This is a genomic window from Escherichia sp. WS1152 (assembly GCF_046487665.1).
Classification (GTDB): Bacteria; Pseudomonadota; Gammaproteobacteria; order Enterobacterales; family Enterobacteriaceae; genus Escherichia; species Escherichia coli.
In genome coordinates this window covers 96942-119246 of sequence record NZ_JBJQJA010000002.1, presented here as the reverse complement: position 1 = coordinate 119246, position 22305 = coordinate 96942, and the positions used below count along the sequence as shown (strand labels likewise).

19 protein-coding genes are annotated in these 22305 nt (G+C 50.5%); 11 read left to right on the top strand and 8 right to left on the bottom strand.

What is annotated here, in order from left to right:
• The first annotated feature begins 14 nt into the window (after positions 1-14).
• Together hyfR and focB are read left to right on the top strand one after the other, a co-directional pair.
• A complete protein-coding gene (gene hyfR / locus ACJHW7_RS04475) occupies positions 15-2027 on the top strand; it encodes a DNA-binding transcriptional regulator HyfR (protein WP_001625647.1) in 2013 nt (670 codons plus the stop codon).
• A 21-nt stretch (positions 2028-2048) separates the two neighbouring features.
• Entirely contained in the window at positions 2049-2897 is an 849-nt protein-coding gene (gene focB, locus ACJHW7_RS04470; RefSeq protein WP_021557077.1) for a formate transporter FocB, read from the top strand.
• A 37-nt stretch (positions 2898-2934) separates the two neighbouring features.
• On the opposite strand, the gene ACJHW7_RS04465 is transcribed toward focB, so the two are convergent.
• Positions 2935-3996 carry an AI-2E family transporter gene (locus tag ACJHW7_RS04465; RefSeq protein ID WP_000892044.1) on the bottom strand — a complete coding sequence of 354 codons (1062 nt, stop codon included), beginning with the start codon at positions 3994-3996 and terminating at the stop codon, positions 2935-2937.
• 212 nt (positions 3997-4208) lie between these two features.
• On the opposite strand from ACJHW7_RS04465, the gene bepA reads away from it, so the two are divergent.
• Positions 4209-5672: a beta-barrel assembly-enhancing protease gene (bepA, locus tag ACJHW7_RS04460; protein WP_000489667.1), complete on the top strand. Its 1464-nt coding sequence runs from the start codon at positions 4209-4211 to the stop codon at positions 5670-5672.
• Between the two features lie 20 nt (positions 5673-5692).
• On the top strand, positions 5693-6052 hold the full coding sequence (gene arsC / locus ACJHW7_RS04455) for an arsenate reductase (glutaredoxin) (RefSeq protein WP_000166449.1): 360 nt from the start codon (positions 5693-5695) through the stop codon (positions 6050-6052).
• A 137-nt stretch (positions 6053-6189) separates the two neighbouring features.
• Here arsC and ACJHW7_RS04450 read toward each other — a convergent pair whose 3' ends face one another.
• From ACJHW7_RS04450 to upp, 3 genes are all read right to left on the bottom strand, one after another.
• Positions 6190-6891 (bottom strand): DnaA inactivator Hda, encoded by a 702-nt coding sequence (locus ACJHW7_RS04450; protein ID WP_001307333.1) that lies wholly within the window; start codon positions 6889-6891, stop codon positions 6190-6192.
• Between the two features lie 94 nt (positions 6892-6985).
• The gene (uraA, locus tag ACJHW7_RS04445) at positions 6986-8275 is read right to left on the bottom strand and encodes a uracil permease (protein ID WP_000198328.1); all 1290 of its coding nucleotides are present in this window, start codon (positions 8273-8275) and stop codon (positions 6986-6988) included.
• A gap of 85 nt (positions 8276-8360) precedes the next feature.
• A complete protein-coding gene (upp, locus tag ACJHW7_RS04440; RefSeq protein WP_001295473.1) occupies positions 8361-8987 on the bottom strand; it encodes a uracil phosphoribosyltransferase in 627 nt (208 codons plus the stop codon).
• 324 nt (positions 8988-9311) lie between these two features.
• On the opposite strand from upp, the gene purM reads away from it, so the two are divergent.
• The 4 genes from purM (at position 9312) to ppx (ending at position 14771) form a co-directional block, all read left to right on the top strand.
• Complete coding sequence (gene purM, locus ACJHW7_RS04435; RefSeq protein WP_001295474.1) at positions 9312-10349, top strand: phosphoribosylformylglycinamidine cyclo-ligase; 1038 nt, start codon at positions 9312-9314, stop codon at positions 10347-10349.
• On the top strand, positions 10349-10987 hold the full coding sequence (gene purN / locus ACJHW7_RS04430; RefSeq protein WP_001028618.1) for a phosphoribosylglycinamide formyltransferase: 639 nt from the start codon (positions 10349-10351) through the stop codon (positions 10985-10987). The genes purM and purN overlap by 1 nt, the downstream gene beginning before the upstream one ends.
• A gap of 171 nt (positions 10988-11158) precedes the next feature.
• Positions 11159-13225 carry a polyphosphate kinase 1 gene (ppk1, locus tag ACJHW7_RS04425; protein WP_000529576.1) on the top strand — a complete coding sequence of 689 codons (2067 nt, stop codon included), beginning with the start codon at positions 11159-11161 and terminating at the stop codon, positions 13223-13225.
• A gap of 4 nt (positions 13226-13229) precedes the next feature.
• A complete protein-coding gene (ppx, locus tag ACJHW7_RS04420) occupies positions 13230-14771 on the top strand; it encodes an exopolyphosphatase (protein WP_001121363.1) in 1542 nt (513 codons plus the stop codon).
• A gap of 38 nt (positions 14772-14809) precedes the next feature.
• Here ppx and pdeF read toward each other — a convergent pair whose 3' ends face one another.
• On the bottom strand, positions 14810-17053 hold the full coding sequence (pdeF, locus tag ACJHW7_RS04415) for a cyclic-guanylate-specific phosphodiesterase PdeF (RefSeq protein ID WP_000772746.1): 2244 nt from the start codon (positions 17051-17053) through the stop codon (positions 14810-14812).
• Between the two features lie 181 nt (positions 17054-17234).
• On the bottom strand, positions 17235-17387 hold the full coding sequence (locus ACJHW7_RS04410; protein ID WP_000017552.1) for a hypothetical protein: 153 nt from the start codon (positions 17385-17387) through the stop codon (positions 17235-17237).
• Between the two features lie 17 nt (positions 17388-17404).
• On the opposite strand from ACJHW7_RS04410, the gene ACJHW7_RS04405 reads away from it, so the two are divergent.
• The 3 genes from ACJHW7_RS04405 (at position 17405) to ACJHW7_RS04395 (ending at position 18980) form a co-directional block, all read left to right on the top strand.
• Positions 17405-17596: a YfgG family protein gene (locus ACJHW7_RS04405; RefSeq protein WP_000076001.1), complete on the top strand. Its 192-nt coding sequence runs from the start codon at positions 17405-17407 to the stop codon at positions 17594-17596.
• Positions 17597-17906: 310 nt separating this feature from the next.
• Positions 17907-18425, top strand: coding sequence for a glycine zipper 2TM domain-containing protein (locus ACJHW7_RS04400; protein WP_001307944.1), 519 nt, complete (start codon positions 17907-17909; stop codon positions 18423-18425).
• A gap of 15 nt (positions 18426-18440) precedes the next feature.
• Positions 18441-18980: a DUF5384 family protein gene (locus ACJHW7_RS04395; protein ID WP_000755178.1), complete on the top strand. Its 540-nt coding sequence runs from the start codon at positions 18441-18443 to the stop codon at positions 18978-18980.
• A 92-nt stretch (positions 18981-19072) separates the two neighbouring features.
• On the opposite strand, the gene guaA is transcribed toward ACJHW7_RS04395, so the two are convergent.
• Entirely contained in the window at positions 19073-20650 is a 1578-nt protein-coding gene (gene guaA, locus ACJHW7_RS04390) for a glutamine-hydrolyzing GMP synthase (protein WP_000138282.1), read from the bottom strand.
• Positions 20651-20718: 68 nt separating this feature from the next.
• Positions 20719-22185: an IMP dehydrogenase gene (guaB, locus tag ACJHW7_RS04385; protein WP_001299507.1), complete on the bottom strand. Its 1467-nt coding sequence runs from the start codon at positions 22183-22185 to the stop codon at positions 20719-20721.
• Positions 22186-22305: the final 120 nt, after the last annotated feature.

Here is a 22305-nt window from a genome sequence, read left to right as displayed (position 1 = left end):
AATAAGGACTGTTGATGGCTATGTCAGACGAGGCGATGTTTGCCCCGCCGCAAGGAATAACAATTGAAGCGGTAAACGGAATGCTCGCGGAGCGGTTAGCGCAGAAACACGGCAAGGCGTCTTTATTACGCGCCTTCATCCCGCTGCCGCCGCCGTTCAGCCCGGTACAACTTATTGAACTGCATGTTCTCAAAAGCAACTTCTATTACCGCTACCATGATGATGGCAGCGATGTGACGGCAACAGTAGAGTATCAGGGCGAGATGGTCGATTATTCGCGTCACGCCGTCCTTCTCGGCAGTAGTGGAATGGCGGAGCTACGCTTTATTCGCACCCACGGCAGTCGTTTTACTCCCCAGGATTGCACACTGTTTAACTGGCTGGCACGCATTATCACCCCGGTTCTGCAATCATGGCTCAATGATGAAGAACAGCAGGTGGCGCTGCGTTTGCTGAAGAAAGATTGCGATCATCATCGGGTACTGGTTGATATTACTAATGCAGTGCTGTCACATCTTGATCTCGACGATCTGATCGCTGACGTCGCCCGTGAGATCCATCATTTTTTCGGTCTGGCTTCAGTCAGTATGGTACTGGGCGATCATCGAAAGAACGAGAAGTTCAGCCTGTGGTGCAGCGATCTTTCTGCCTCACATTGTGCGTGTCTGCCACGCAATATGCCTGGCGACAGTGTATTGCTGATACAAACGCTACAAACCCGACAACCGACCTTGACGCACCGTGCAGATGATCTGTTTCTCTGGCAACGCGACCCGTTATTACACTTACTTGCATCTAACGGCTGCGAATCTGCGCTCCTTATACCGCTTACCTTTGGCAACCATACACCGGGTGCATTGTTGCTGGCGCATACCTCTTCCACTCTCTTTAGTGAGGAAAACTGCCAGCTACTACAACACATAGCCGATCGCATCGCTATTGCCGTTGGCAATGCCGATGCCTGGCGTAGCATGACCGATTTGCAGGAAAGTTTGCAGCAAGAAAACCACCAGCTTAGCGAGCAGCTCCTTTCGAATCTGGGCGTCGGTGACATTATCTATCAAAGCCAGGCAATGGAAGACCTGCTCCAGCAGGTAGATATTGTGGCGAAGAGCGACAGTACGGTGTTGATTTGCGGTGAAACCGGAACTGGCAAAGAGGTAATCGCCAGAGCGATCCATCAACTTAGCCCGCGACGCGACAAGCCGCTGGTCAAAATCAACTGCGCTGCCATCCCCGCCAGTCTTCTGGAAAGTGAGTTATTCGGTCATGACAAAGGGGCGTTTACTGGTGCGATTAATACCCATCGTGGTCGTTTTGAAATTGCCGATGGCGGCACGTTGTTTCTCGATGAAATTGGCGATCTGCCGTTAGAACTTCAGCCTAAACTGCTGCGCGTATTGCAGGAGCGGGAGATTGAGCGTCTCGGCGGGAGTAGAACGATCCCGGTGAATGTCAGAGTCATTGCCGCCACCAACCGTGATTTGTGGCAAATGGTTGAAGATCGCCAGTTTCGCAGCGATCTCTTTTATCGCCTGAATGTCTTCCCACTGGAATTGCCGCCGCTACGCGACCGTCCGGAAGATATCCCTCTTTTAGCAAAACATTTCACGCAAAAAATGGCGCGCCATATGAATCGCGCAATTGACGCCATCCCGACCGAGGCGCTACGCCAGTTGATGTCGTGGGATTGGCCGGGCAACGTGCGCGAGCTGGAAAACGTGATTGAGCGGGCGGTACTGTTGACTCGTGGTAACAGTCTGAATTTACATCTTAATGTCCGACAAAGCCGTTTACTGCCGACGCTAAATGAAGATTCAGCGCTTCGCAGTTCAATGGCGCAGTTGCTGCACCCGACGACGCCAGAGAATGACGAAGAAGAACGTCAGCGCATTGTTCAGGTATTGCGAGAAACCAATGGCATTGTTGCCGGGCCCCGTGGCGCGGCGACACGATTAGGGATGAAGCGCACCACGCTGCTGTCACGAATGCAGCGTCTGGGGATCTCGGTTCGCGAGGTGTTGTAATCTGCTTTTGCAGGAGTATGCATGAGAAACAAACTCTCTTTCGACTTGCAGTTGAGCGCCAGAAAAGCGGCAATCGCTGAACGGATTGCCGCCCATAAAATTGCCCGCAGTAAAGTGTCGGTCTTTTTAATGGCGATGTCCGCTGGCGTGTTTATGGCGATCGGATTTACTTTTTACCTTTCCGTTATCGCCGATGCCCCGTCTTCACAGGCATTAACCCATCTGGTGGGCGGCCTTTGCTTTACACTCGGCTTTATTTTGCTGGCGGTTTGCGGCACCAGCCTGTTCACCTCGTCGGTAATGACGGTGATGGCAAAAAGTCGGGGCGTTATTAGTTGGCGAACTTGGCTGATTAACGCACTTCTGGTGGCCTGCGGTAATCTGGCAGGTATTGCCTGTTTCAGTTTGTTAATCTGGTTTTCCGGGCTGGTGATGAGTGAAAACGCGATGTGGGGAGTCGCGGTTTTACACTGCGCCGAGGGCAAAATGCATCATACATTTACTGAATCTGTCAGCCTCGGCATTATGTGCAATCTGATGGTTTGCCTGGCGCTGTGGATGAGTTATTGCGGGCGTTCGTTATGCGACAAAATCGTCGCCATGATTTTGCCCATCACCCTGTTTGTCGCCAGTGGCTTTGAGCACTGTATCGCCAATTTGTTTGTGATTCCGTTCGCCATTGCCATTCGCCATTTCGCCCCTACCTCCTTCTGGCAACTGGCGCACAGTAGCGCAGACAATTTTCCGGCACTGACGGTAAGCCATTTTATTACCGCCAATCTGCTCCCGGTGATGCTGGGTAATATTATCGGCGGTGCAGTGCTGGTGAGTATGTGTTATCGGGCTATTTATTTACGTCAGGAATCCTGAAAAATCAGCCCGGCGAAACAGTTCGTCGGGCTGAAGATTATTCTTGCGCTATTTGCCCATCGGGCCAGGCGTGGATCACGGCTTTGATCAGCGTCGCCAATGGAATGGCGAAGAATACGCCCCAGAATCCCCACAAACCACCGAAGATCACCACCGATAAAATAATCACCAGCGGATGCAGGTTAACCGCTTCGGAGAACAACACCGGTACTAACAGGTTGCCGTCCAGCGCCTGAATAATCAGATACACTGCGAAGCAGCTCCAGAATTCCGTGCCTGCACCAAACTGGAATAGCGCCACGCCAACCACCGGAATGGTCACCACAAATGCGCCAATGTACGGAATAAGTACCGAGAAGCCGACCAGCACCGCCAGCAGCAGCGAATAGTTCAGCCCAAAGAGCAAGAACCCCAGCCAGGTGGCGATCCCCACCACGATCATCTCCAGCACTTTGCCGCGGATATAGTTGGTGATTTGTTGATTCATCTCCTTCCACACCTGTCCTGCCAGTCCACGGTTGCGCGGCAGCACCCGACGAACGGCGTTCAGCATCTGCTCTTTGTCTTTCAGCAGGAAGAAGACCATCAATGGCACCAGCACCAGATAGACGGCAATGGTCAGCAAACCGACCAGCGAGGCGAGGGAAATTTTCACCACCGAATCGCCCATGGTCAGCATCCGACTGCGCATATTTTCGGCCATTGCATCAATAATGCCCGCGTCCATTAACGCCGGATAGCGGCGCGGCAACGTGGCGGCAAAGTCAGAAAGCTTATTGAGCATCCCCGGCATATCGCGGATTAAGTAGATGCCCTGTTGCCAGGCGATAGGCAGTACCACGAACGCCATCAGTAGCAATATACCGACGAAAACCACCAATACAATCGACGTCGCCCAGCGGCGGGAGCAGCCAATAGATTGCAGGCGCACGGTTGGCCATTCCAGCAAATAGGCCAGCACAATAGCCACCAGCAACGGAGCAAGCAGGCCACTAAAGAAAAAGATAATGCCAAATCCGGCAACTAAAATAACCAGCAAGGCAATCGCTTCCGGGTCGCTAAAACGGCGGCGATACCATTGCATCAACATTTCGAGCATAAAGACCTTCCCTGAACCTCAAGAGCGGGATTGCGATCCGCAATTGTATCGAAATGTCACAAAAAAGACTTCGCTTTTTATGACGGATTCAGGAAACTGAAAAGTCATTTGAGTGGGCTAATCTTCGCCGTTACACTCAAAGGCGGCGCGGTGGGAACGATATTTCACAGTATCGGTCAAATGACTATCTTCAGAAATACAGGATAGAGGTTATGTTCAGGCAGTTGAAAAAAAACCTGGTTGCAACCCTCATTGCTGCTATGACCATTGGTCAGGTAGCCCCGGCGTTTGCCGACAGCGCAGACACCTTGCCGGATATGGGAACCTCCGCAGGAAGCACGCTTTCCATTGGTCAGGAAATGCAGATGGGCGACTATTATGTCCGCCAGCTACGCGGCAGCGCGCCGTTAATTAATGACCCGCTGTTAACGCAATATATTAATTCGCTGGGGATGCGTCTGGTTTCGCATGCCAATTCGGTTAAGACACCGTTTCATTTTTTTCTGATCAACAACGACGAAATTAACGCCTTTGCTTTCTTTGGCGGCAACGTGGTGCTGCACTCTGCCCTGTTCCGTTATTCCGATAACGAAAGTCAACTGGCTTCAGTTATGGCGCACGAAATCTCCCACGTCACCCAACGTCACCTGGCGCGAGCGATGGAAGATCAGCAGCGCAGCGCGCCGCTGACCTGGGTCGGCGCGTTAGGTTCTATTTTACTGGCGATGGCCAGTCCGCAGGCGGGGATGGCGGCGCTGACCGGTACACTGGCGGGAACGCGTCAGGGGATGATCAGTTTCACCCAGCAAAATGAACAGGAAGCGGACCGCATTGGTATTCAGGTGCTGCAACGCTCAGGATTCGATCCGCAGGCGATGCCGACCTTCCTCGAAAAATTACTCGATCAGGCGCGTTACTCCTCGCGTCCGCCGGAAATTTTATTGACTCACCCGTTGCCGGAAAGTCGTCTGGCAGATGCCCGCAACCGTGCTAATCAGATGCGCCCGATGGTGGTGCAGTCGTCGGAAGATTTCTATCTGGCGAAAGCGCGCACACTGGGGATGTATAATTCCGGACGTAACCAGCTCACCAGTGATTTGCTGGATGAATGGGCGAAAGGAAACGTTCGTCAGCAACGAGCAGCACAATATGGTCGTGCTTTACAGGCGATGGAAGCCAATAAATACGACGAGGCGCGAAAAACGCTGCAACCGTTACTGGCGGCAGAACCTGGCAACGCATGGTATCTCGATCTGGCTACCGATATCGATCTTGGGCAAAACAAAGCCAATGAGGCGATCAATCGTCTGAAAAATGCCCGCGATTTGCGCACCAATCCTGTGTTGCAGCTCAACCTGGCGAACGCTTATCTACAAGGCGGTCAACCACAAGAAGCGGCCAATATTCTTAATCGCTACACCTTTAATAATAAAGATGACAGCAACGGCTGGGATTTGCTGGCACAGGCGGAAGCCGCGCTAAATAACCGCGATCAGGAGCTGGCTGCGCGAGCAGAAGGTTATGCGCTCGCCGGACGACTCGATCAGGCCATTTCGCTGTTGAGTAGCGCCAGTTCGCAGGTGAAATTAGGCAGCCTGCAACAAGCGCGTTACGATGCGCGCATCGACCAGTTGCGCCAGCTGCAGGAACGCTTTAAGCCTTATACCAAGATGTAATTCGCATTAAAGGAAGAACAATGACCAAACAGGTAAAAATCTACCATAACCCACGCTGTTCAAAGAGCCGGGAAACGCTGAACCTGCTGAAAGAAAACGGCGTGGAGCCAGAAGTGGTGCTCTACCTTGAGACACCCGCCGATGCGGCAACGCTGCGCGATTTGCTGAAAATGCTGGGGATGAATAGCGCCCGTGAATTGATGCGCCAGAAAGAGGATCTTTATAAAGAACTGAACCTGGCTGACAGTTCGCTTAGCGAAGAGGCGCTGATTCAGGCAATGGTGGATAATCCGAAGCTGATGGAGCGCCCGATTGTGGTCGCGAATGGCAAAGCGCGGATTGGTCGTCCACCGGAGCAGGTACTGGAAATCGTGGGTTAAGATGTGCTCCATCGCTAGTTGAAGCACATTGCCGGATGCGACGCTTGCCACGTCTTATCCGGCCTACGAATATTATGGATTAACTTCGCGTAGTTCGGATAAGGCGTTCGCGCCGCATCCGACAATAAACACCTTATCTACAACTTCAGAATTTCTTTCACAAACGGAATGGTCAATTTACGTTGCGCGGTAATCGACGCACGATCCAACTGATCCAACGTCATAAATAGCGTGCGCATTTCTCTGTCGAGCCGCTTCAGCAAGAAACGCCCCACATCTTCCGGCAGTTCAAAACCACGCAAACGCGCGCGTAACTGTAGCGCCTGCAACTTATCTTCATCAGAAAGTGGCTGCAATTTGTAGATCTGCCCCCAGTCGAGTCGCGACGCGAGATCCGGTAATCCCAGATTCAACTGCCGCGGTGGACGATCGCCGGTGATCAACAACCGTGTTTTGCCCGATTCCAGAATTCGATTGTAGAGATCGAAAATCGCCATCTCCCACAACTCATCGCCTGCAATACACTCAATGTTGTCGATACAGACCAGCGACAAATGCTCCATACCGTCGAGCACTTCCGGAACAAACCAGGTGCGTTTATCCAGCGGGACATAGCCCACCGCATCGCCACGCTGCGACAATTCCGCGCAAGCCGCGTGCAGCAGATGGCTGCGCCCCGCGCCTTCGCGTGCCCAGAGATAGATGTAACCGCTATGTTCCTGACGCAGCACGTTTTGCAGCGCGGCCAGTAAAGAGGAGTTATCCCCCGGCCAGAAACTTGCAAAGGTTTCGTCGTCAGGAAGATAAAGTGGCAAAGAGAGCTGTGCCGGTGTGTTCAGAGATACCTCAACCAGGATTTCACAAAATCGCGAGAAGTTTACCACAGAATCCCATGATGTTTGAACCGGGCAGCAACACTGCCCGGTCGGTACATTATTTGTCTGTTATATCCGCGTCTTCTGCGTCCAGCACCACTTCTTCAGGGCGCAGCACACTGATCAGTTTGAAAATCAAACTTAAGCCGATACCGACGATGGTCGCCAGCGCCATACCTTTCAACTCCGCCGCGCCGATGTTTACCTTCGCGCCACTGACGCCGATGATCAAAATCACGGAAGTCAGGATCAGGTTCTGTGCTTTGTTGTAATCCACTTTCGATTCGATCAAAACACGAATACCGGAAGCACCGATGACACCATAAAGCAGCAGCGAAACGCCGCCCATCACCGGCAATGGGATCATCTGGATAGCGGCAGCCAGTTTACCGACGCAGGAAAGCAGGATAGCGAAAATCGCCGCCCCGCCGATAACCCAGGTACTGTAAACACGGGTGATCGCCATCACGCCAATGTTTTCTCCGTAAGTGGTATTTGGCGTAGAGCCAAAGAAGCCGGAGATCACGGTCGACAGGCCGTTAGCAAACATCGAACGGTGCAGACCTGGATCGCGCAGCAGATCTTTTTTGACGATATTAGCCGTTACTACCAGGTGCCCTACGTGTTCGGCAATAACCACTAACGCCGCTGGCAGAATAGTCAGAATGGCAAACCACTCGAAGCGCGGCGTATAGAGGGTTGGCAGCGCAAACCAGTGAGCATTAATAATCGGCGTGGTATCGACAATTCCCATTGCGAAAGAGAGCGCGTACCCCACCAGCACGCCAATTAAAATCGGGATAATTGCCAGGAAACCACGGAACAGCACGGAACCTAAAACCGTGACCGCCAGGGTGGTAATAGAGATGATGATGGTTTTGGAGTCTGGCGTTTGCCCTTCAGCCGGGAGTAAACCCGCCATACCGGCAGCTACGCCCGCCAGCTCCAGACCGATGACGGCAACGATTGCGCCCATTGCCGCAGGTGGAAACAGCACGTCCAGCCAGCCGGTCCCCGCTTTCTTCACGATAAAAGAAACCAGGCAGAACAGCACGCCGCACATAATAAAGCCGCCCAGCGCGACTTCATACCCTAACGGCAACAGTAACAATACCGGTGAAATAAAGGCAAAGCTGGAACCAAGATAAGCCGGAATTTTCCCTTTACAGATGAAGAGATACAGCAGCGTTCCAATACCGTTAAATAACAGTACAGTCGCCGGGTTAATATGAAATAAGACGGGCACCAGGACGGTTGCACCAAACATGGCGAACAAATGTTGCAAACTAAGCGGGATTGTCTGTAAAAGTGGCGGTCTTTCACTCACCCCGATAGCACGGCGCGTCATAGTATTATCCTCTGTATTATGTGTTATAGGCGCTTTACTCAAAAAAAAGCCGACTCATAAAGTCGGCTTTAATTATTTTTATTCTTTATTTCGTACCAAAGATTTTGTCACCGGCATCGCCGAGGCCCGGAATAATGTATCCGTGTTCGTTCAGTCCCTGATCAATCGATGCGGTATACAGTTCAACGTCCGGGTGCGCTTTTTCCAGCGCAGCGATACCTTCTGGCGCAGCTACCAGCACCAGAACTTTGATGCTGCTGCAGCCTGCTTTTTTCAGCAGGTCGATGGTCGCGATAACGGAACCACCGGTTGCCAGCATTGGGTCAACGATCAGCGCCATACGCTCATCGATGTTAGAAACCAGTTTCTGGAAGTACGGTACCGGCTCCAGCGTTTCTTCATTACGGTACATACCGACAACGCTGATGCGCGCGCTCGGAACGTTTTCCAGCACACCGTCCATCATACCAAGACCCGCACGCAGAATTGGCACAACGGTAATTTTCTTACCTTTGATCTGGTCGATTTCTACCGGGCCGTTCCAGCCTTCGATAGTTACTTTTTCCGTTTCGAGGTCGGCGGTCGCTTCGTAAGTCAGCAGGCTACCCACTTCGGAAGCGAGTTCGCGAAAGCGCTTGGTGCTGATATCTTGCTCACGCATCAGTCCCAGCTTGTGTTTGACGAGTGGGTGTTTGACTTCCACGATCTTCATACTCTTTCTCCTTTGAGGGGCAGCCACAAAAAAAATCGACGGATTATACCTCCTTTCTTCAAGGCGGCAATATTATTTTCGTTGACTTTAGTCAAAATGATAACGGTTTGAGATAAAGTTATTTTATATTCAAATGGTTATGAAAGAAGATTATTCCATCCGAAAACTAACCTTTGCCCTGGCACAAGTCTTCTTTCGCCGCGCGCTTGGGGAAAAGACGTGCAAAAAGGTTGTGTAAAGCAGTCTCGCAAACGTTTGCTTTCCCTGTTAGAATTGCGCCGAATTTTATTTTTCTACCGCAAGTAACGCGTGGGGACCCAAGCAGTGACCGATAAAACCTCTCTTAGCTACAAAGATGCCGGTGTTGATATTGACGCGGGTAATGCTCTGGTTGGAAGAATCAAAGGCGTAGTGAAGAAAACGCGTCGTCCGGAAGTGATGGGCGGTCTGGGCGGCTTCGGTGCGCTGTGTGCATTGCCGCAAAAATATCGTGAACCCGTGCTGGTTTCCGGCACTGACGGCGTAGGTACCAAGCTGCGTCTGGCAATGGACTTAAAACGTCACGACACCATTGGTATTGATCTGGTCGCCATGTGCGTTAATGACCTGGTGGTGCAAGGTGCGGAACCGCTGTTTTTCCTCGACTATTACGCAACCGGAAAACTGGATGTTGATACCGCTTCAGCGGTGATCAGCGGCATTGCGGAAGGTTGTCTGCAATCGGGCTGTTCTCTGGTGGGTGGCGAAACGGCAGAAATGCCGGGGATGTATCACGGTGAGGATTACGATGTCGCGGGTTTCTGCGTGGGCGTGGTAGAAAAATCAGAAATCATCGACGGCTCTAAAGTCAGCGACGGCGATGTGCTGATTGCACTCGGTTCCAGCGGTCCGCACTCGAACGGCTATTCGCTGGTGCGCAAAATTCTTGAAGTCAGCGGTTGTGATCCGCAAACCACCGAACTTGATGGTAAGCCATTAGCCGATCATCTGCTGGCACCGACCCGCATTTACGTGAAGTCAGTGCTGGAGTTGATTGAAAAGGTCGATGTGCATGCCATTGCGCACCTGACCGGCGGCGGCTTCTGGGAAAACATTCCGCGCGTATTGCCAGATAATACCCAGGCAGTGATTGATGAATCTTCCTGGCAGTGGCCGGAAGTGTTCAACTGGCTGCAAACGGCAGGTAACGTTGAGCGCCATGAAATGTATCGCACCTTCAACTGCGGCGTCGGGATGATTATCGCCCTGCCTGCTCCGGAAGTGGACAAAGCCCTCGCCCTGCTCAATGCCAACGGTGAAAACGCGTGGAAAATCGGTATCATCAAAGCCTCTGATTCCGAACAACGCGTGGTTATCGAATAATGAATATTGTGGTGCTTATTTCCGGCAACGGAAGTAATTTACAGGCAATTATTGACGCCTGTAAAACCAACAAAATTAAAGGCACCGTACGGGCAGTTTTCAGCAATAAGGCCGACGCGTTCGGCCTTGAACGCGCCCGCCAGGCAGGTATTGCAACGCATACGCTCATCGCCAGCGCGTTTGACAGTCGTGAAGCCTATGACCGGGAGTTGATTCATGAAATCGACATGTACGCACCCGATGTGGTCGTGCTGGCTGGTTTTATGCGCATTCTCAGCCCGGCGTTTGTCTCCCACTATGCCGGGCGTTTGCTGAACATTCACCCTTCTCTGCTGCCGAAATATCCCGGATTACACACCCATCGTCAGGCGCTGGAAAATGGCGATGAAGAGCACGGTACATCGGTGCATTTCGTCACCGATGAACTGGACGGTGGCCCGGTTATTTTACAGGCGAAAGTCCCGGTATTTGCTGGTGATACGGAAGATGACGTCACCGCCCGCGTGCAAACCCAGGAACACGCCATTTATCCACTGGTGATTAGCTGGTTTGCCGATGGTCGTCTGAAAATGCACGAAAACGCCGCGTGGCTGGATGGTCAACGTCTGCCGCCGCAGGGCTACGCTGCCGACGAGTAATGCCCCCGTAGTTAAAGCGCCAGCTCTGCCGCTGGCGTTTTTCAATTCACCTGTAAATCGCAAGCTCCAGCAGTTTTTTTCCCCCTTTTCTGGCATAGTTGGACATCTGCCAATATTGCTCGCCATAATATCCAGGCAGTGTCCCGTGAATAAAACGGAGTAAAAGTGGTAATGGGTCAGGAAAAGCTATACATCGAAAAAGAGCTCAGTTGGTTATCGTTCAATGAACGCGTGCTTCAGGAAGCGGCGGACAAATCTAACCCGCTGATTGAAAGGATGCGTTTCCTGGGGATCTATTCCAATAACCTTGATGAGTTCTATAAAGTCCGCTTCGCTGAACTGAAGCGACGCATCATTATTAGCGAAGAACAAGGCTCCAACTCTCATTCCCGCCATTTACTGGGCAAAATTCAGTCCCGGGTGCTGAAAGCCGATCAGGAATTCGACGGCCTCTACAACGAGCTATTGCTGGAGATGGCGCGCAACCAGATCTTCCTGATTAATGAACGCCAGCTCTCCGTCAATCAACAAAACTGGCTTCGTCATTATTTTAAGCAGTATCTGCGTCAGCACATTACGCCGATTTTAATCAATCCTGACACTGACTTAGTGCAGTTCCTGAAAGATGATTACACCTATCTGGCGGTGGAAATTATCCGTGGCGATACCATCCGTTACGCGCTTCTGGAGATCCCATCAGATAAAGTGCCGCGCTTTGTGAATTTACCGCCAGAAGCGCCGCGTCGACGCAAGCCGATGATTCTTCTGGATAACATTCTGCGTTACTGCCTTGATGATATTTTCAAAGGCTTCTTTGATTATGACGCGCTGAATGCCTATTCAATGAAGATGACCCGCGATGCCGAATACGATTTAGTGCATGAGATGGAAGCCAGCCTGATGGAGTTGATGTCTTCCAGTCTCAAGCAGCGTTTAACTGCTGAGCCGGTGCGTTTTGTTTATCAGCGCGATATGCCCAATGCGCTGGTTGAAGTGTTACGCGAAAAACTGACTATTTCCCGCTACGACTCCATCGTCCCCGGCGGTCGTTATCATAATTTTAAAGACTTTATTAATTTCCCCAATGTCGGCAAAGCCAATCTGGTGAACAAACCACTGCCGCGTTTACGCCACATTTGGTTTGATAAAGCCCAGTTCCGCAATGGTTTTGATGCCATTCGCGAACGCGATGTGTTGCTCTATTATCCTTATCACACCTTTGAGCATGTGCTGGAACTGCTGCGTCAGGCTTCGTTCGACCCGAGCGTACTGGCGATTAAAATTAACATTTACCGCGTGGCGAAAGATTCACGCATCATCGACTCGATGATCCACGCCGCACACAACGGTAAGAAAGTCACCGTGGTGGTTGAGCTACAGGCACGTTTTGACGAAGAAGCCAACATTCACTGGGCGAAGCGCCTGACCGAAGCAGGCGTGCACGTTATCTTCTCTGCGCCGGGACTGAAAATTCACGCCAAACTGTTTCTGATTTCACGTAAAGAAAACGGTGAAGTGGTGCGTTATGCACACATCGGGACCGGGAACTTTAACGAAAAAACCGCGCGTCTTTATACTGACTATTCGTTGCTGACCGCCGATGCGCGCATCACCAACGAAGTACGGCGGGTATTTAACTTTATTGAAAACCCATACCGTCCGGTGACATTTGATTATTTAATGGTGTCGCCGCAAAACTCCCGCCGCCTGTTGTATGAAATGGTGGACCGCGAGATCGCCAACGCGCAGCAAGGGCTGCCCAGTGGTATCACCCTGAAGCTAAATAACCTTGTCGATAAAGGCCTGGTTGATCGTCTGTATGCGGCCTCCAGCTCCGGCGTACCGGTTAATCTGCTGGTTCGCGGAATGTGTTCGCTGATCCCCAATCTGGAAGGCATTAGCGACAACATTCGTGCCATCAGTATTGTTGACCGTTACCTTGAACATGACCGGGTTTATATTTTTGAAAATGGCGGCGATAAAAAGGTCTACCTTTCTTCTGCCGACTGGATGACGCGCAATATTGATTATCGTATTGAAGTGGCGACGCCGCTGCTCGATCCGCGCCTGAAGCAGCGGGTGCTGGACATCATCGACATATTGTTCAGCGATACGGTCAAAGCACGTTATATCGATAAAGAACTCAGTAATCGCTACGTTCCCCGCGGCAATCGCCGCAAAGTACGGGCGCAGTTGGCGATTTATGACTACATCAAATCACTCGAACAACCTGAATAACCCTATGCCAATACACGATAAATCCCCTCGTCCGCAGGAGTTTGCTGCGGTCGATCTTGGTTCAAACAGTTTTCACATGGTCATAGCCCGTGTGGTAGATGGTGCCATGCAGATTATTGGCCGCCTGAAACAGCGGGTGCATCTGGCGGACGGCCTGGGGCCAGATAATATGTTGAGTGAAGAGGCAATGACGCGCGGTTTAAACTGTCTGTCGCTGTTTGCCGAACGGCTACAAGGGTTTTCTCCTGCCAGCGTCTGTATAGTTGGTACCCATACGCTGCGTCAGGCGCTGAACGCCACTGACTTTCTGAAACGTGCAGAAAAGGTCATTCCCTACCCGATTGAAATTATTTCCGGTAATGAAGAAGCCCGTCTGATTTTTATGGGCGTGGAACATACCCAACCGGAAAAAGGTCGCAAACTGGTTATTGATATTGGCGGCGGTTCTACAGAACTGGTGATTGGTGAAAATTTCGAACCGATTCTCGTTGAAAGCCGCCGGATGGGGTGTGTCAGCTTTGCCCAGCTTTATTTCCCTGGCGGAGTCATCAATAAAGAGAATTTTCAGCGTGCTCGCATGGCGGCAGCACAAAAACTGGAAACTTTAACCTGGCAATTTCGTATTCAGGGCTGGAACGTGGCAATGGGCGCTTCCGGTACCATAAAAGCCGCCCATGAAGTGTTAATGGAAATGGGCGAGAAAGACGGGATAATTACCCCGGAACGTCTGGAAAAACTGGTAAAAGAAGTTTTACGGCACCGTAATTTCGCATCGCTGAGTTTACCAGGTCTTTCCGAAGAGCGGAAAACAGTCTTCGTTCCTGGACTAGCGATTTTATGCGGTGTGTTTGATGCTTTAGCCATCCGTGAACTGCGCCTTTCTGACGGGGCGTTACGCGAAGGCGTACTGTATGAAATGGAAGGACGTTTCCGTCATCAGGATGTGCGTAGTCGCACCGCCAGCAGCCTCGCCAACCAGTATCACATCGACAGCGAACAGGCCCGACGGGTGCTGGATACCACTATGCAAATGTACGAACAGTGGCGGGAACAGCAACCGAAGCTGGCGCATCCGCAACTGGAGGCGCTACTGCGATGGGCCGCCATGCTGCATGAGGTCGGGTTGAATATCAACCACAGCGGTTTGCATCGTCACTCCGCTTATATTCTACAAAACAGCGACTTGCCGGGTTTTAATCAGGAACAGCAGCTGATGATGGCGACACTGGTGCGCTATCACCGTAAAGCGATTAAACTCGACGATCTGCCGCGCTTTACCTTGTTTAAGAAGAAACAGTTCCTGCCACTGATTCAGCTATTGCGCCTTGGCGTATTACTCAACAATCAACGTCAGGCAACCACCACACCGCCAACATTGACACTGATTACTGATGACAGTCACTGGACACTGCGTTTCCCGCATGACTGGTTTAGTCAGAATGCGTTGGTACTGCTTGATCTGGAAAAGGAGCAAGAATACTGGGAAGGCGTGGCTGGCTGGCGGTTGAAAATTGAAGAAGAAAGTACACCTGAAATCGCCGCTTAATGCTTTGCGGGCCGACGAGAAATGTCGGCCCGCATTATTCAGGCACTTTCGCGAATGGGTTCGATTTCATTCAACGTATCAATTAACGGCTGCGGCTTACCAATAAGATAACCCTGCATATAATCGATCCCCAAAGAGAGCACCGCCTCGCGGATCTCTTCGTTTTCAACGTACTCTGCCACTACCCGCATTTTCTTCATTCGCGCCAGGTGGCAAATCGATGCCACTATCTGATAATCCAGACTATTTGACACAATATTGCGGATAAAACTGCCGTCAATTTTAAGCAGATCGGCATTCACATTTTTAAGCCGCGCATAGCTGGCGTAGCCGGTGCCGAAATCATCAATCGCAATCTGGCAGCCTAATTCCTGAAGATGCTGCAAGGTGATTTGCGCCTGCTTAACATTGGTCAGAGCATTACTTTCGGTGACTTCAAAAATAAGTTGCCACGCTTCAATCTGATATTTATCCAGCAACTGACTGACTTCAACAGGAAAACGAGCCTGACATACCGAGGTTGGAGACAGATTAATAGCAAAACGGTGAGCGGGCATCTTCGCTCTGTTTTCAGCCATAAATTGCAGCGTATGCTCAATGACCCACATGTCGATACTCGACGATAAACCAAATTCGTGCGCGACCGGCAAGAAGCTATCGGGGCCGATCAGTTCATCATTCTCACCTTTCATGCGCAGAAGAATTTCATGGTAAACATCACCACGCATACCGGTAATCGGCTGGGCCATCAGGAAAAAATGGTTGTGTTCCAGCGCCTGCTGTAGTCGATTCATCATCGCGACTTTATCTTTCAATTCGCGTTGCAAATACATTGCCCCGCGACGCTGCATATTTTCCGGGGCGTTGGTCACGATGGAAAGTTCGGCGACCGTATTTAGCTCTCCCAGCAGCAGGTAGATATGATTCACTGGCGAGCGCACATAGCAGTAACTGACGCCAATCTGCGGTTGCATCGGCATGCCATCCCAAAAGAAACGAAATTGCTTGAGATGGCTATCCAGTGCGGTAATGCGCTCCTGGTGCGATTCTGTATTCAGTCGCAGCGCGAGATCGTTACCCGAAAGCTGATAAACATCTTCACCCGGTTCCAGCAAGGGTGACAACCAGTGAGAAAGTTTTTGCTTGTATTGAATCCGCAGCATGATGCCATAGTTTTTAACCAGCATTTCCATGCCAGGGATGCGTAAATAACAAAGCGCAGACCAGGGGGCATCACGCAACGCGCGATTCAGGGCGCGAACATTTGGCAGATGAACCACCGGGTCCACATACGCAAGCCGCTGAATGCGTCTGACTACCGTTCTCTGACGGGTTGCCAGTACAGCCATATAATTGACAATAAAAGAGAATACCAGATAACTGGAGGAGGTTATGGTCAGCTGCGTGGTATAGCCAGGATAAATGGGAATGTAATTTTGATAGCTGTGGATGCTGATCATCAACACGACCGCCCAGAGCAGCGAAATCAGCTTATAACCATAGCGCATCGCTCCCCACATCATCAGGGGCAGCAATAATGACAAGGTATAATTGGTGCTAAAAATTGTGCTTTTTTCATTTAACGGCATGCATAACAGCAACAGTAAAGCACCTAATGCCAGTAGCCAGAGTGCGAACTCTTTTTTGGTGACTTTGACATCAACCTGCTGTTTTAATTGCGAATAATAGCTACGTAAATAAAATGGATTTCGCACTACCCGAATGATGAAGTAGCACAGCGGGACACCGATCAGATTACCCACCAGTAAGGCCTGATAATTGATTAAGGTCCCGAGGTTAAAAGGCATGACGCCGACCAGATTTTCTCTGCTCGCCAGTAATCCTACAAACGCAGCAAACTGGAAAAGTATCAGAAACAGCGTTGCAGGAAACACAATCTGCCAGAATATACGCTGGGAAATTAAACGGGTATCACCATGTGAAACGTTGTTACGGCGGGGAGTAAAGACCCTGTAACCGCCCCAACAGAGAATGATAATGATAATAAAATTAGCCGTTAATGAGAGCGTTTCGTAAAAACCAAGCTCTGCATATTTGCGGACAAAAATCCCTAAGGCGATCCCTGGCAATGCCGCCCAGCTGAAAAACATCATCATGCTGATCATCAGTGCCAAAGGCAGATAAAAGAGAAAAACCTCACCGGAAGAAATATGCGCGAAAGTATTAATGTGGGCGAAAATGGGCAAGATTAAAGAAGGCAGGAACAGCGGAAGCCCCCACCATTTATCACGTATTTTTATATAAGTTGCATTCAGTTTCATAGATGCTCAGCAGAATCCCCCACATCCTGAAGGAGGTGTATTCAGACAGGCATCCCACCTGACTTCGAATGATGATTATTCATCACTATAGAGAGCATTGATTCTAAGTGTCATATGAAAGTTCCAATTGATATATATCAAACAAAATAACCCTGATTAATGAATTATTACGTTTATCATGTTAATTCATCATTATTACATCATCATTGTAAATAATTAAATTAACTTCCATAACATTAAAATATGTATCCACTGACGCTTTTTTACATAACGAAGAATTGACCATTTTGTCCTGTTGTGCCTTAATGTAAGTACCGTCCACAGCGTGGGACATACTTCAAGGAACCTTTTGTGAGTCAGGCAACCAGTATGCGAAAACGACACCGATTTAACAGTCGCATGACCCGTATCGTACTGCTCATCAGCTTTATCTTCTTCTTTGGCCGTTTTATCTACTCGTCCGTCGGTGCCTGGCAGCACCATCAGAGCAAAAAAGAAGCTCAGCAATCCACACTCTCCGTCGAATCACCGGTACAACGTTAGCGGTTACCTTCTCCACTTTCACAGAACATAACGGCACTTCGCTGTCGGATGCTTTTGCTCTTTGGGATTATCAAAGCGGCAGATATTCTTTCATCTTAAATTTTACGTCTTTGTCCTGACTGATGTTTATCCTGTTTGGCTGCGAAATAAATATAAAATTAATATATATGTTGTAATGATATATTTTTATAAATTATTCCCTGCGTGAATTTTAATAAATTTAATCTATCCCTTTATACGCAATACATTTACTTTCCTCTTTTGATGATCTTAAATGTCTTATTTTTCGTAATGTGTATAACAAGGAATAGTGATGAAATTTAAAAAATGTCTTCTGCCTGTGACAATGTTAGCGTCATTCACTCTGGCAGGATGCCAGTCAAATGCTGACGATCATGCCGCCGATGTTTATCAAACCGATCAACTGAATACCAAACAAGAAACTAAAACCGTTAATATTATTTCCATTCTTCCCGCAAAAGTTGCCGTAGACAACTCCCAAAATAAACGGAACGCACAAGCCTTCGGCGCGCTTATTGGCGCAGTCGCTGGCGGTGTTATCGGCCACAACGTCGGGTCTGGCAGCAATTCCGGAACGACGGCAGGTGCAGTTGGCGGCGGAGCTGTAGGCGCGGCAGCGGGTTCTATGGTGAATGATAAAACCTTAGTGGAAGGTGTTTCTTTAACGTATAAGGAAGGCACCAAAGTGTATACCTCTACTCAGGTGGGTAAAGAGTGCCAGTTTACGACAGGTTTAGCCGTTGTTATTACCACGACGTATAACGAAACGCGTATTCAGCCAAATACCAAATGTCCTGAAAAGAGCTAATAATCAGGAGGAGTCATGAAGAAAGTTTTTCTTTGCGCCATCTTAGCCTCCTTAAGCTATCCGGCTATCGCCTCATCATTGCAGGATCAACTCTCTGCTGTCGCAGAAGCGGAACAGCAAGGTAAAAATGAAGAGCAAAGGCAGCATGACGAATGGGTCGCGGAGCGCAACAGGGAAATCCAGCAAGAGAAGCAACGTCGCGCAAATGCCCAGGCCGCCGCTAACAAAAGAGCGGCAACGGCAGCGGCAAATAAGAAAGCTCGTCAGGATAAACTGGACGCCGAAGCCACTGCGGACAAAAAACGCGATCAAAGTTATGAAGATGAGCTACGCAGCTTAGAGATTCAGAAACAAAAACTGGCGCTGGCGAAAGAAGAAGCCCGCGTTAAGCGCGAAAACGAATTTATCGATCAGGAACTGAAGCACAAAGCTGCGCAAACCGATGTGGTGCAATCTGAAGCTGACGCCAACAGAAATATGACTGAAGGCGGTCGCGATCTGATGAAAAGCGTGGGCAAAGCAGAAGAGAACAAATCGGACAGCTGGTTTAATTAATCGATGTTACTAACTTCAAGCCTATGATTCTTGAAGATAAAAAACCCTCTGTAGTAACAGAGGGTTTTGTTCATTCATAGTGCAGGGTCAAATCATTCCCACTCAATGGTAGCTGGCGGCTTGCCGCTGATGTCATACACCACGCGGGAAATACCGTTCACTTCATTGATAATGCGGTTGGAAACGCGACCGAGGAAATCGTACGGCAGATGCGCCCAGTGTGCGGTCATAAAGTCGATGGTTTCGACAGCACGCAGAGAGACAACCCAGTCATACTTACGACCATCGCCCATTACGCCAACGGAACGTACTGGCAGGAAGACGGTGAACGCCTGGCTGACTTTGTCGTACAGATCCGCTTTACGCAGTTCTTCAATGAAGATGGCGTCAGCACGGCGCAGCAGGTCACAGTACTCTTTCTTCACTTCACCCAGAACACGAACGCCAAGGCCTGGTCCCGGGAACGGGTGACGGTACAGCATGTCGTACGGTAGACCCAGCTCCAGACCAATCTTACGCACTTCGTCTTTGAACAGCTCTTTCAGCGGTTCAACCAGGCCCATCTTCATCTCTTTCGGCAGGCCGCCCACGTTGTGGTGAGATTTGATGACGTGTGCTTTACCGGTTGCAGACGCCGCAGATTCGATAACGTCAGGGTAGATGGTGCCCTGTGCCAGCCACTTCACGTCTTCCAGTTTCAGCGCTTCTTCATCGAATACTTCAACGAAAACGCGACCGATGATTTTACGTTTTGCTTCCGGATCGTTTTCGCCAGCCAGCGCTGACAGGAAGCGATCTTCTGCCGGTACGTGAACAATGTTAAGACCAAAGTGATCGCCAAACATATCCAGAACCTGCTCTGCTTCGTTGAGACGCAGCAGGCCGTTGTCGACGAATACGCAAGTCAGGTTTTTACCGATAGCGCGGTGCAGCAGCATTGCGGTTACGGAGGAATCCACACCACCAGAGAGGCCGAGGATGACTTTATCGTCGCCTACCTGCTCGCGGATGCGAGCTACAGCATCGTCGATAATTTTCGCTGGCGTCCACAGGGCTTCACACTGGCAGATATCACGCACAAAACGCTCCAGCATGCGCATACCCTGGCGGGTGTGAGTCACTTCCGGGTGGAACTGTACGCCATAGAAGCGTTTTTCTTCGTTAGCCATAATGGCAAACGGGCAGCTTTCGGTGCTGGCTACGGTGACGAAGTCGGACGGGATAGCGGTAACTTTATCGCCGTGGCTCATCCAGACATCGAGCAGCGGTTTACCGTCTGCGGTCAGCGCATCTTCGATACCGCGAACCAGTGCGCTGTCGTTTACGACTTCAACCTGCGCGTAGCCAAATTCACGTTCGTTAGAGGCTTCAACGTGACCGCCCAACTGCATTGCCATGGTCTGCATGCCATAGCAAACGCCGAATACCGGTACGCCTGCTTCAAAGACATACTGCGGCGCACGCGGACTGTTTTCTTCAGTAGTACTTTCCGGGCCGCCGGAAAGAATAATGCCGCTTGGATTGAAGTCACGAATTTGTGCTTCTGTCACATCCCACGCCCACAGTTCGCAGTAAACACCCAGCTCACGCACGCGGCGCGCAACCAGTTGAGTGTACTGAGAACCGAAGTCCAGAATGAGGATGCGATGCTTATGAATGTTTTCCGTCATTGACGCTTATTCCGAGGCAAGTGAAACAGATAATATAAATCGCCCGACATGAAGTCGGGCGAAGAGAATCAGGAGCCCAGACGGTAGTTCGGGGACTCTTTAGTAATGGTCACGTCGTGAACGTGGCTTTCCTGAATGCCCGCACCGCTGATACGTACAAACTCCGCTTTAGTACGCAGTTCGTCGATAGTACCACAGCCGGTCAGACCCATACAGGAGCGCAGGCCGCCCATCTGCTGGTGAATGATCTCTTTCAGGCGACCTTTATAAGCTACGCGACCTTCGATACCTTCCGGCACCAGTTTGTCGGCAGCGTTATCGCTCTGGAAATAACGGTCAGAGGAACCTTTGGACATCGCGCCCAGGGAACCCATACCACGGTAAGATTTGTAAGAACGGCCCTGGTAGAGTTCGATTTCACCCGGAGATTCTTCAGTACCCGCCAGCATGGAACCTACCATCACCGCGCTTGCGCCAGCGGCGATAGCTTTGGCGATGTCGCCGGAGAAGCGAATACCACCATCTGCGATAACCGGAATACCGGTGCCTTCCAGGGCTTCAACTGCGTCAGCAACGGCAGTGATCTGCGGAACACCTACGCCAGTCACGATACGAGTCGTACAGATAGAGCCAGGGCCGATACCGACTTTAACCGCGCTGCAACCAGCTTCTGCCAGAGCGCGTGCACCTGCAGCTGTTGCCACGTTGCCGCCGATGATTTGCAGATCCGGATATTTAGCACGGGTTTCACGGATACGCTGCAAAACGCCTTCTGAGTGACCGTGGGAGGAGTCGATCAGCAGAACGTCAACGCCAGCGGCAACCAGCGCGTCAACACGCTCTTCGTTACCCGCACCTGCGCCAACTGCAGCACCAACACGCAGACGGCCTTGCTCGTCTTTACAGGCGTTCGGTTTACGTTCCGCTTTCTGGAAATCTTTCACGGTGATCATGCCGATCAGGTGGAATTCGTCATCAACCACCAGCGCTTTTTCAACGCGTTTTTCGTGCATTTTTGCCAGCACCACTTCACGGGCTTCACCTTCACGCACGGTGACCAGACGCTCTTTCGGCGTCATGTAAACGCTAACCGGCTGGTTCAGGTCGGTAACAAAACGCACGTCACGACCGGTGATAATACCCACCAGTTCGTTTTCTTCGGTAACGACCGGATAGCCCGCAAAACCGTTACGCTCGGTCAGTTCTTTCACTTCGCGCAGCGTCGTGGTTGGCAGAACAGTCTGCGGATCAGTCACCACACCAGATTCGTGTTTTTTCACACGGCGAACTTCTTCTGCCTGGCGTTCAATGGACATGTTTTTGTGGATAAAGCCGATACCGCCTTCCTGAGCCAGAGCAATAGCCAGGCGCGCTTCCGTTACGGTATCCATTGCTGCGGAAAGCATAGGGATATTCAGACGAATAGTTTTCGTCAGCTGGGTGCTGAGGTCAGCAGTATTCGGCAGAACGGTAGAATGAGCAGGAACGAGGAGAACGTCGTCAAACGTCAGAGCTTCTTTAGCGATACGTAGCATGGGCAATATCTCGACCAGAGTGGTTAATAAATATTGCCGCGGCATTATACAGAGCGTAACCGATTGCATCTACCCCTTTTTGCAAAAAATGCTTGCTATCCCCGAAGGGCGGGTTACTAT

What these genes read in the sequence shown, in the direction of transcription:
- hyfR (WP_001625647.1), top strand. Translation starts at nt 15, where the DNA reads ATGGCTATGTCAGACGAGGCGATGTTTGCCCCGCCGCAAGGAATAACA.
- guaA (WP_000138282.1), bottom strand. Translation starts at nt 20,650, where the DNA reads ATGACGGAAAACATTCATAAGCATCGCATCCTCATTCTGGACTTCGGT.
- uraA (WP_000198328.1), bottom strand. Translation starts at nt 8,275, where the DNA reads ATGACGCGCCGTGCTATCGGGGTGAGTGAAAGACCGCCACTTTTACAG.
- upp (WP_001295473.1), bottom strand. Translation starts at nt 8,987, where the DNA reads ATGAAGATCGTGGAAGTCAAACACCCACTCGTCAAACACAAGCTGGGA.
- focB (WP_021557077.1), top strand. Translation starts at nt 2,049, where the DNA reads ATGAGAAACAAACTCTCTTTCGACTTGCAGTTGAGCGCCAGAAAAGCG.
- purN (WP_001028618.1), top strand. Translation starts at nt 10,349, where the DNA reads ATGAATATTGTGGTGCTTATTTCCGGCAACGGAAGTAATTTACAGGCA.
- ACJHW7_RS04410 (WP_000017552.1), bottom strand. Translation starts at nt 17,387, where the DNA reads ATGTCCCACGCTGTGGACGGTACTTACATTAAGGCACAACAGGACAAA.
- arsC (WP_000166449.1), top strand. Translation starts at nt 5,693, where the DNA reads ATGACCAAACAGGTAAAAATCTACCATAACCCACGCTGTTCAAAGAGC.
- ACJHW7_RS04395 (WP_000755178.1), top strand. Translation starts at nt 18,441, where the DNA reads ATGAAGAAAGTTTTTCTTTGCGCCATCTTAGCCTCCTTAAGCTATCCG.
- ppx (WP_001121363.1), top strand. Translation starts at nt 13,230, where the DNA reads ATGCCAATACACGATAAATCCCCTCGTCCGCAGGAGTTTGCTGCGGTC.
- ppk1 (WP_000529576.1), top strand. Translation starts at nt 11,159, where the DNA reads ATGGGTCAGGAAAAGCTATACATCGAAAAAGAGCTCAGTTGGTTATCG.
- guaB (WP_001299507.1), bottom strand. Translation starts at nt 22,185, where the DNA reads ATGCTACGTATCGCTAAAGAAGCTCTGACGTTTGACGACGTTCTCCTC.
- ACJHW7_RS04465 (WP_000892044.1), bottom strand. Translation starts at nt 3,996, where the DNA reads ATGCTCGAAATGTTGATGCAATGGTATCGCCGCCGTTTTAGCGACCCG.
- pdeF (WP_000772746.1), bottom strand. Translation starts at nt 17,053, where the DNA reads ATGAAACTGAATGCAACTTATATAAAAATACGTGATAAATGGTGGGGG.
- bepA (WP_000489667.1), top strand. Translation starts at nt 4,209, where the DNA reads ATGTTCAGGCAGTTGAAAAAAAACCTGGTTGCAACCCTCATTGCTGCT.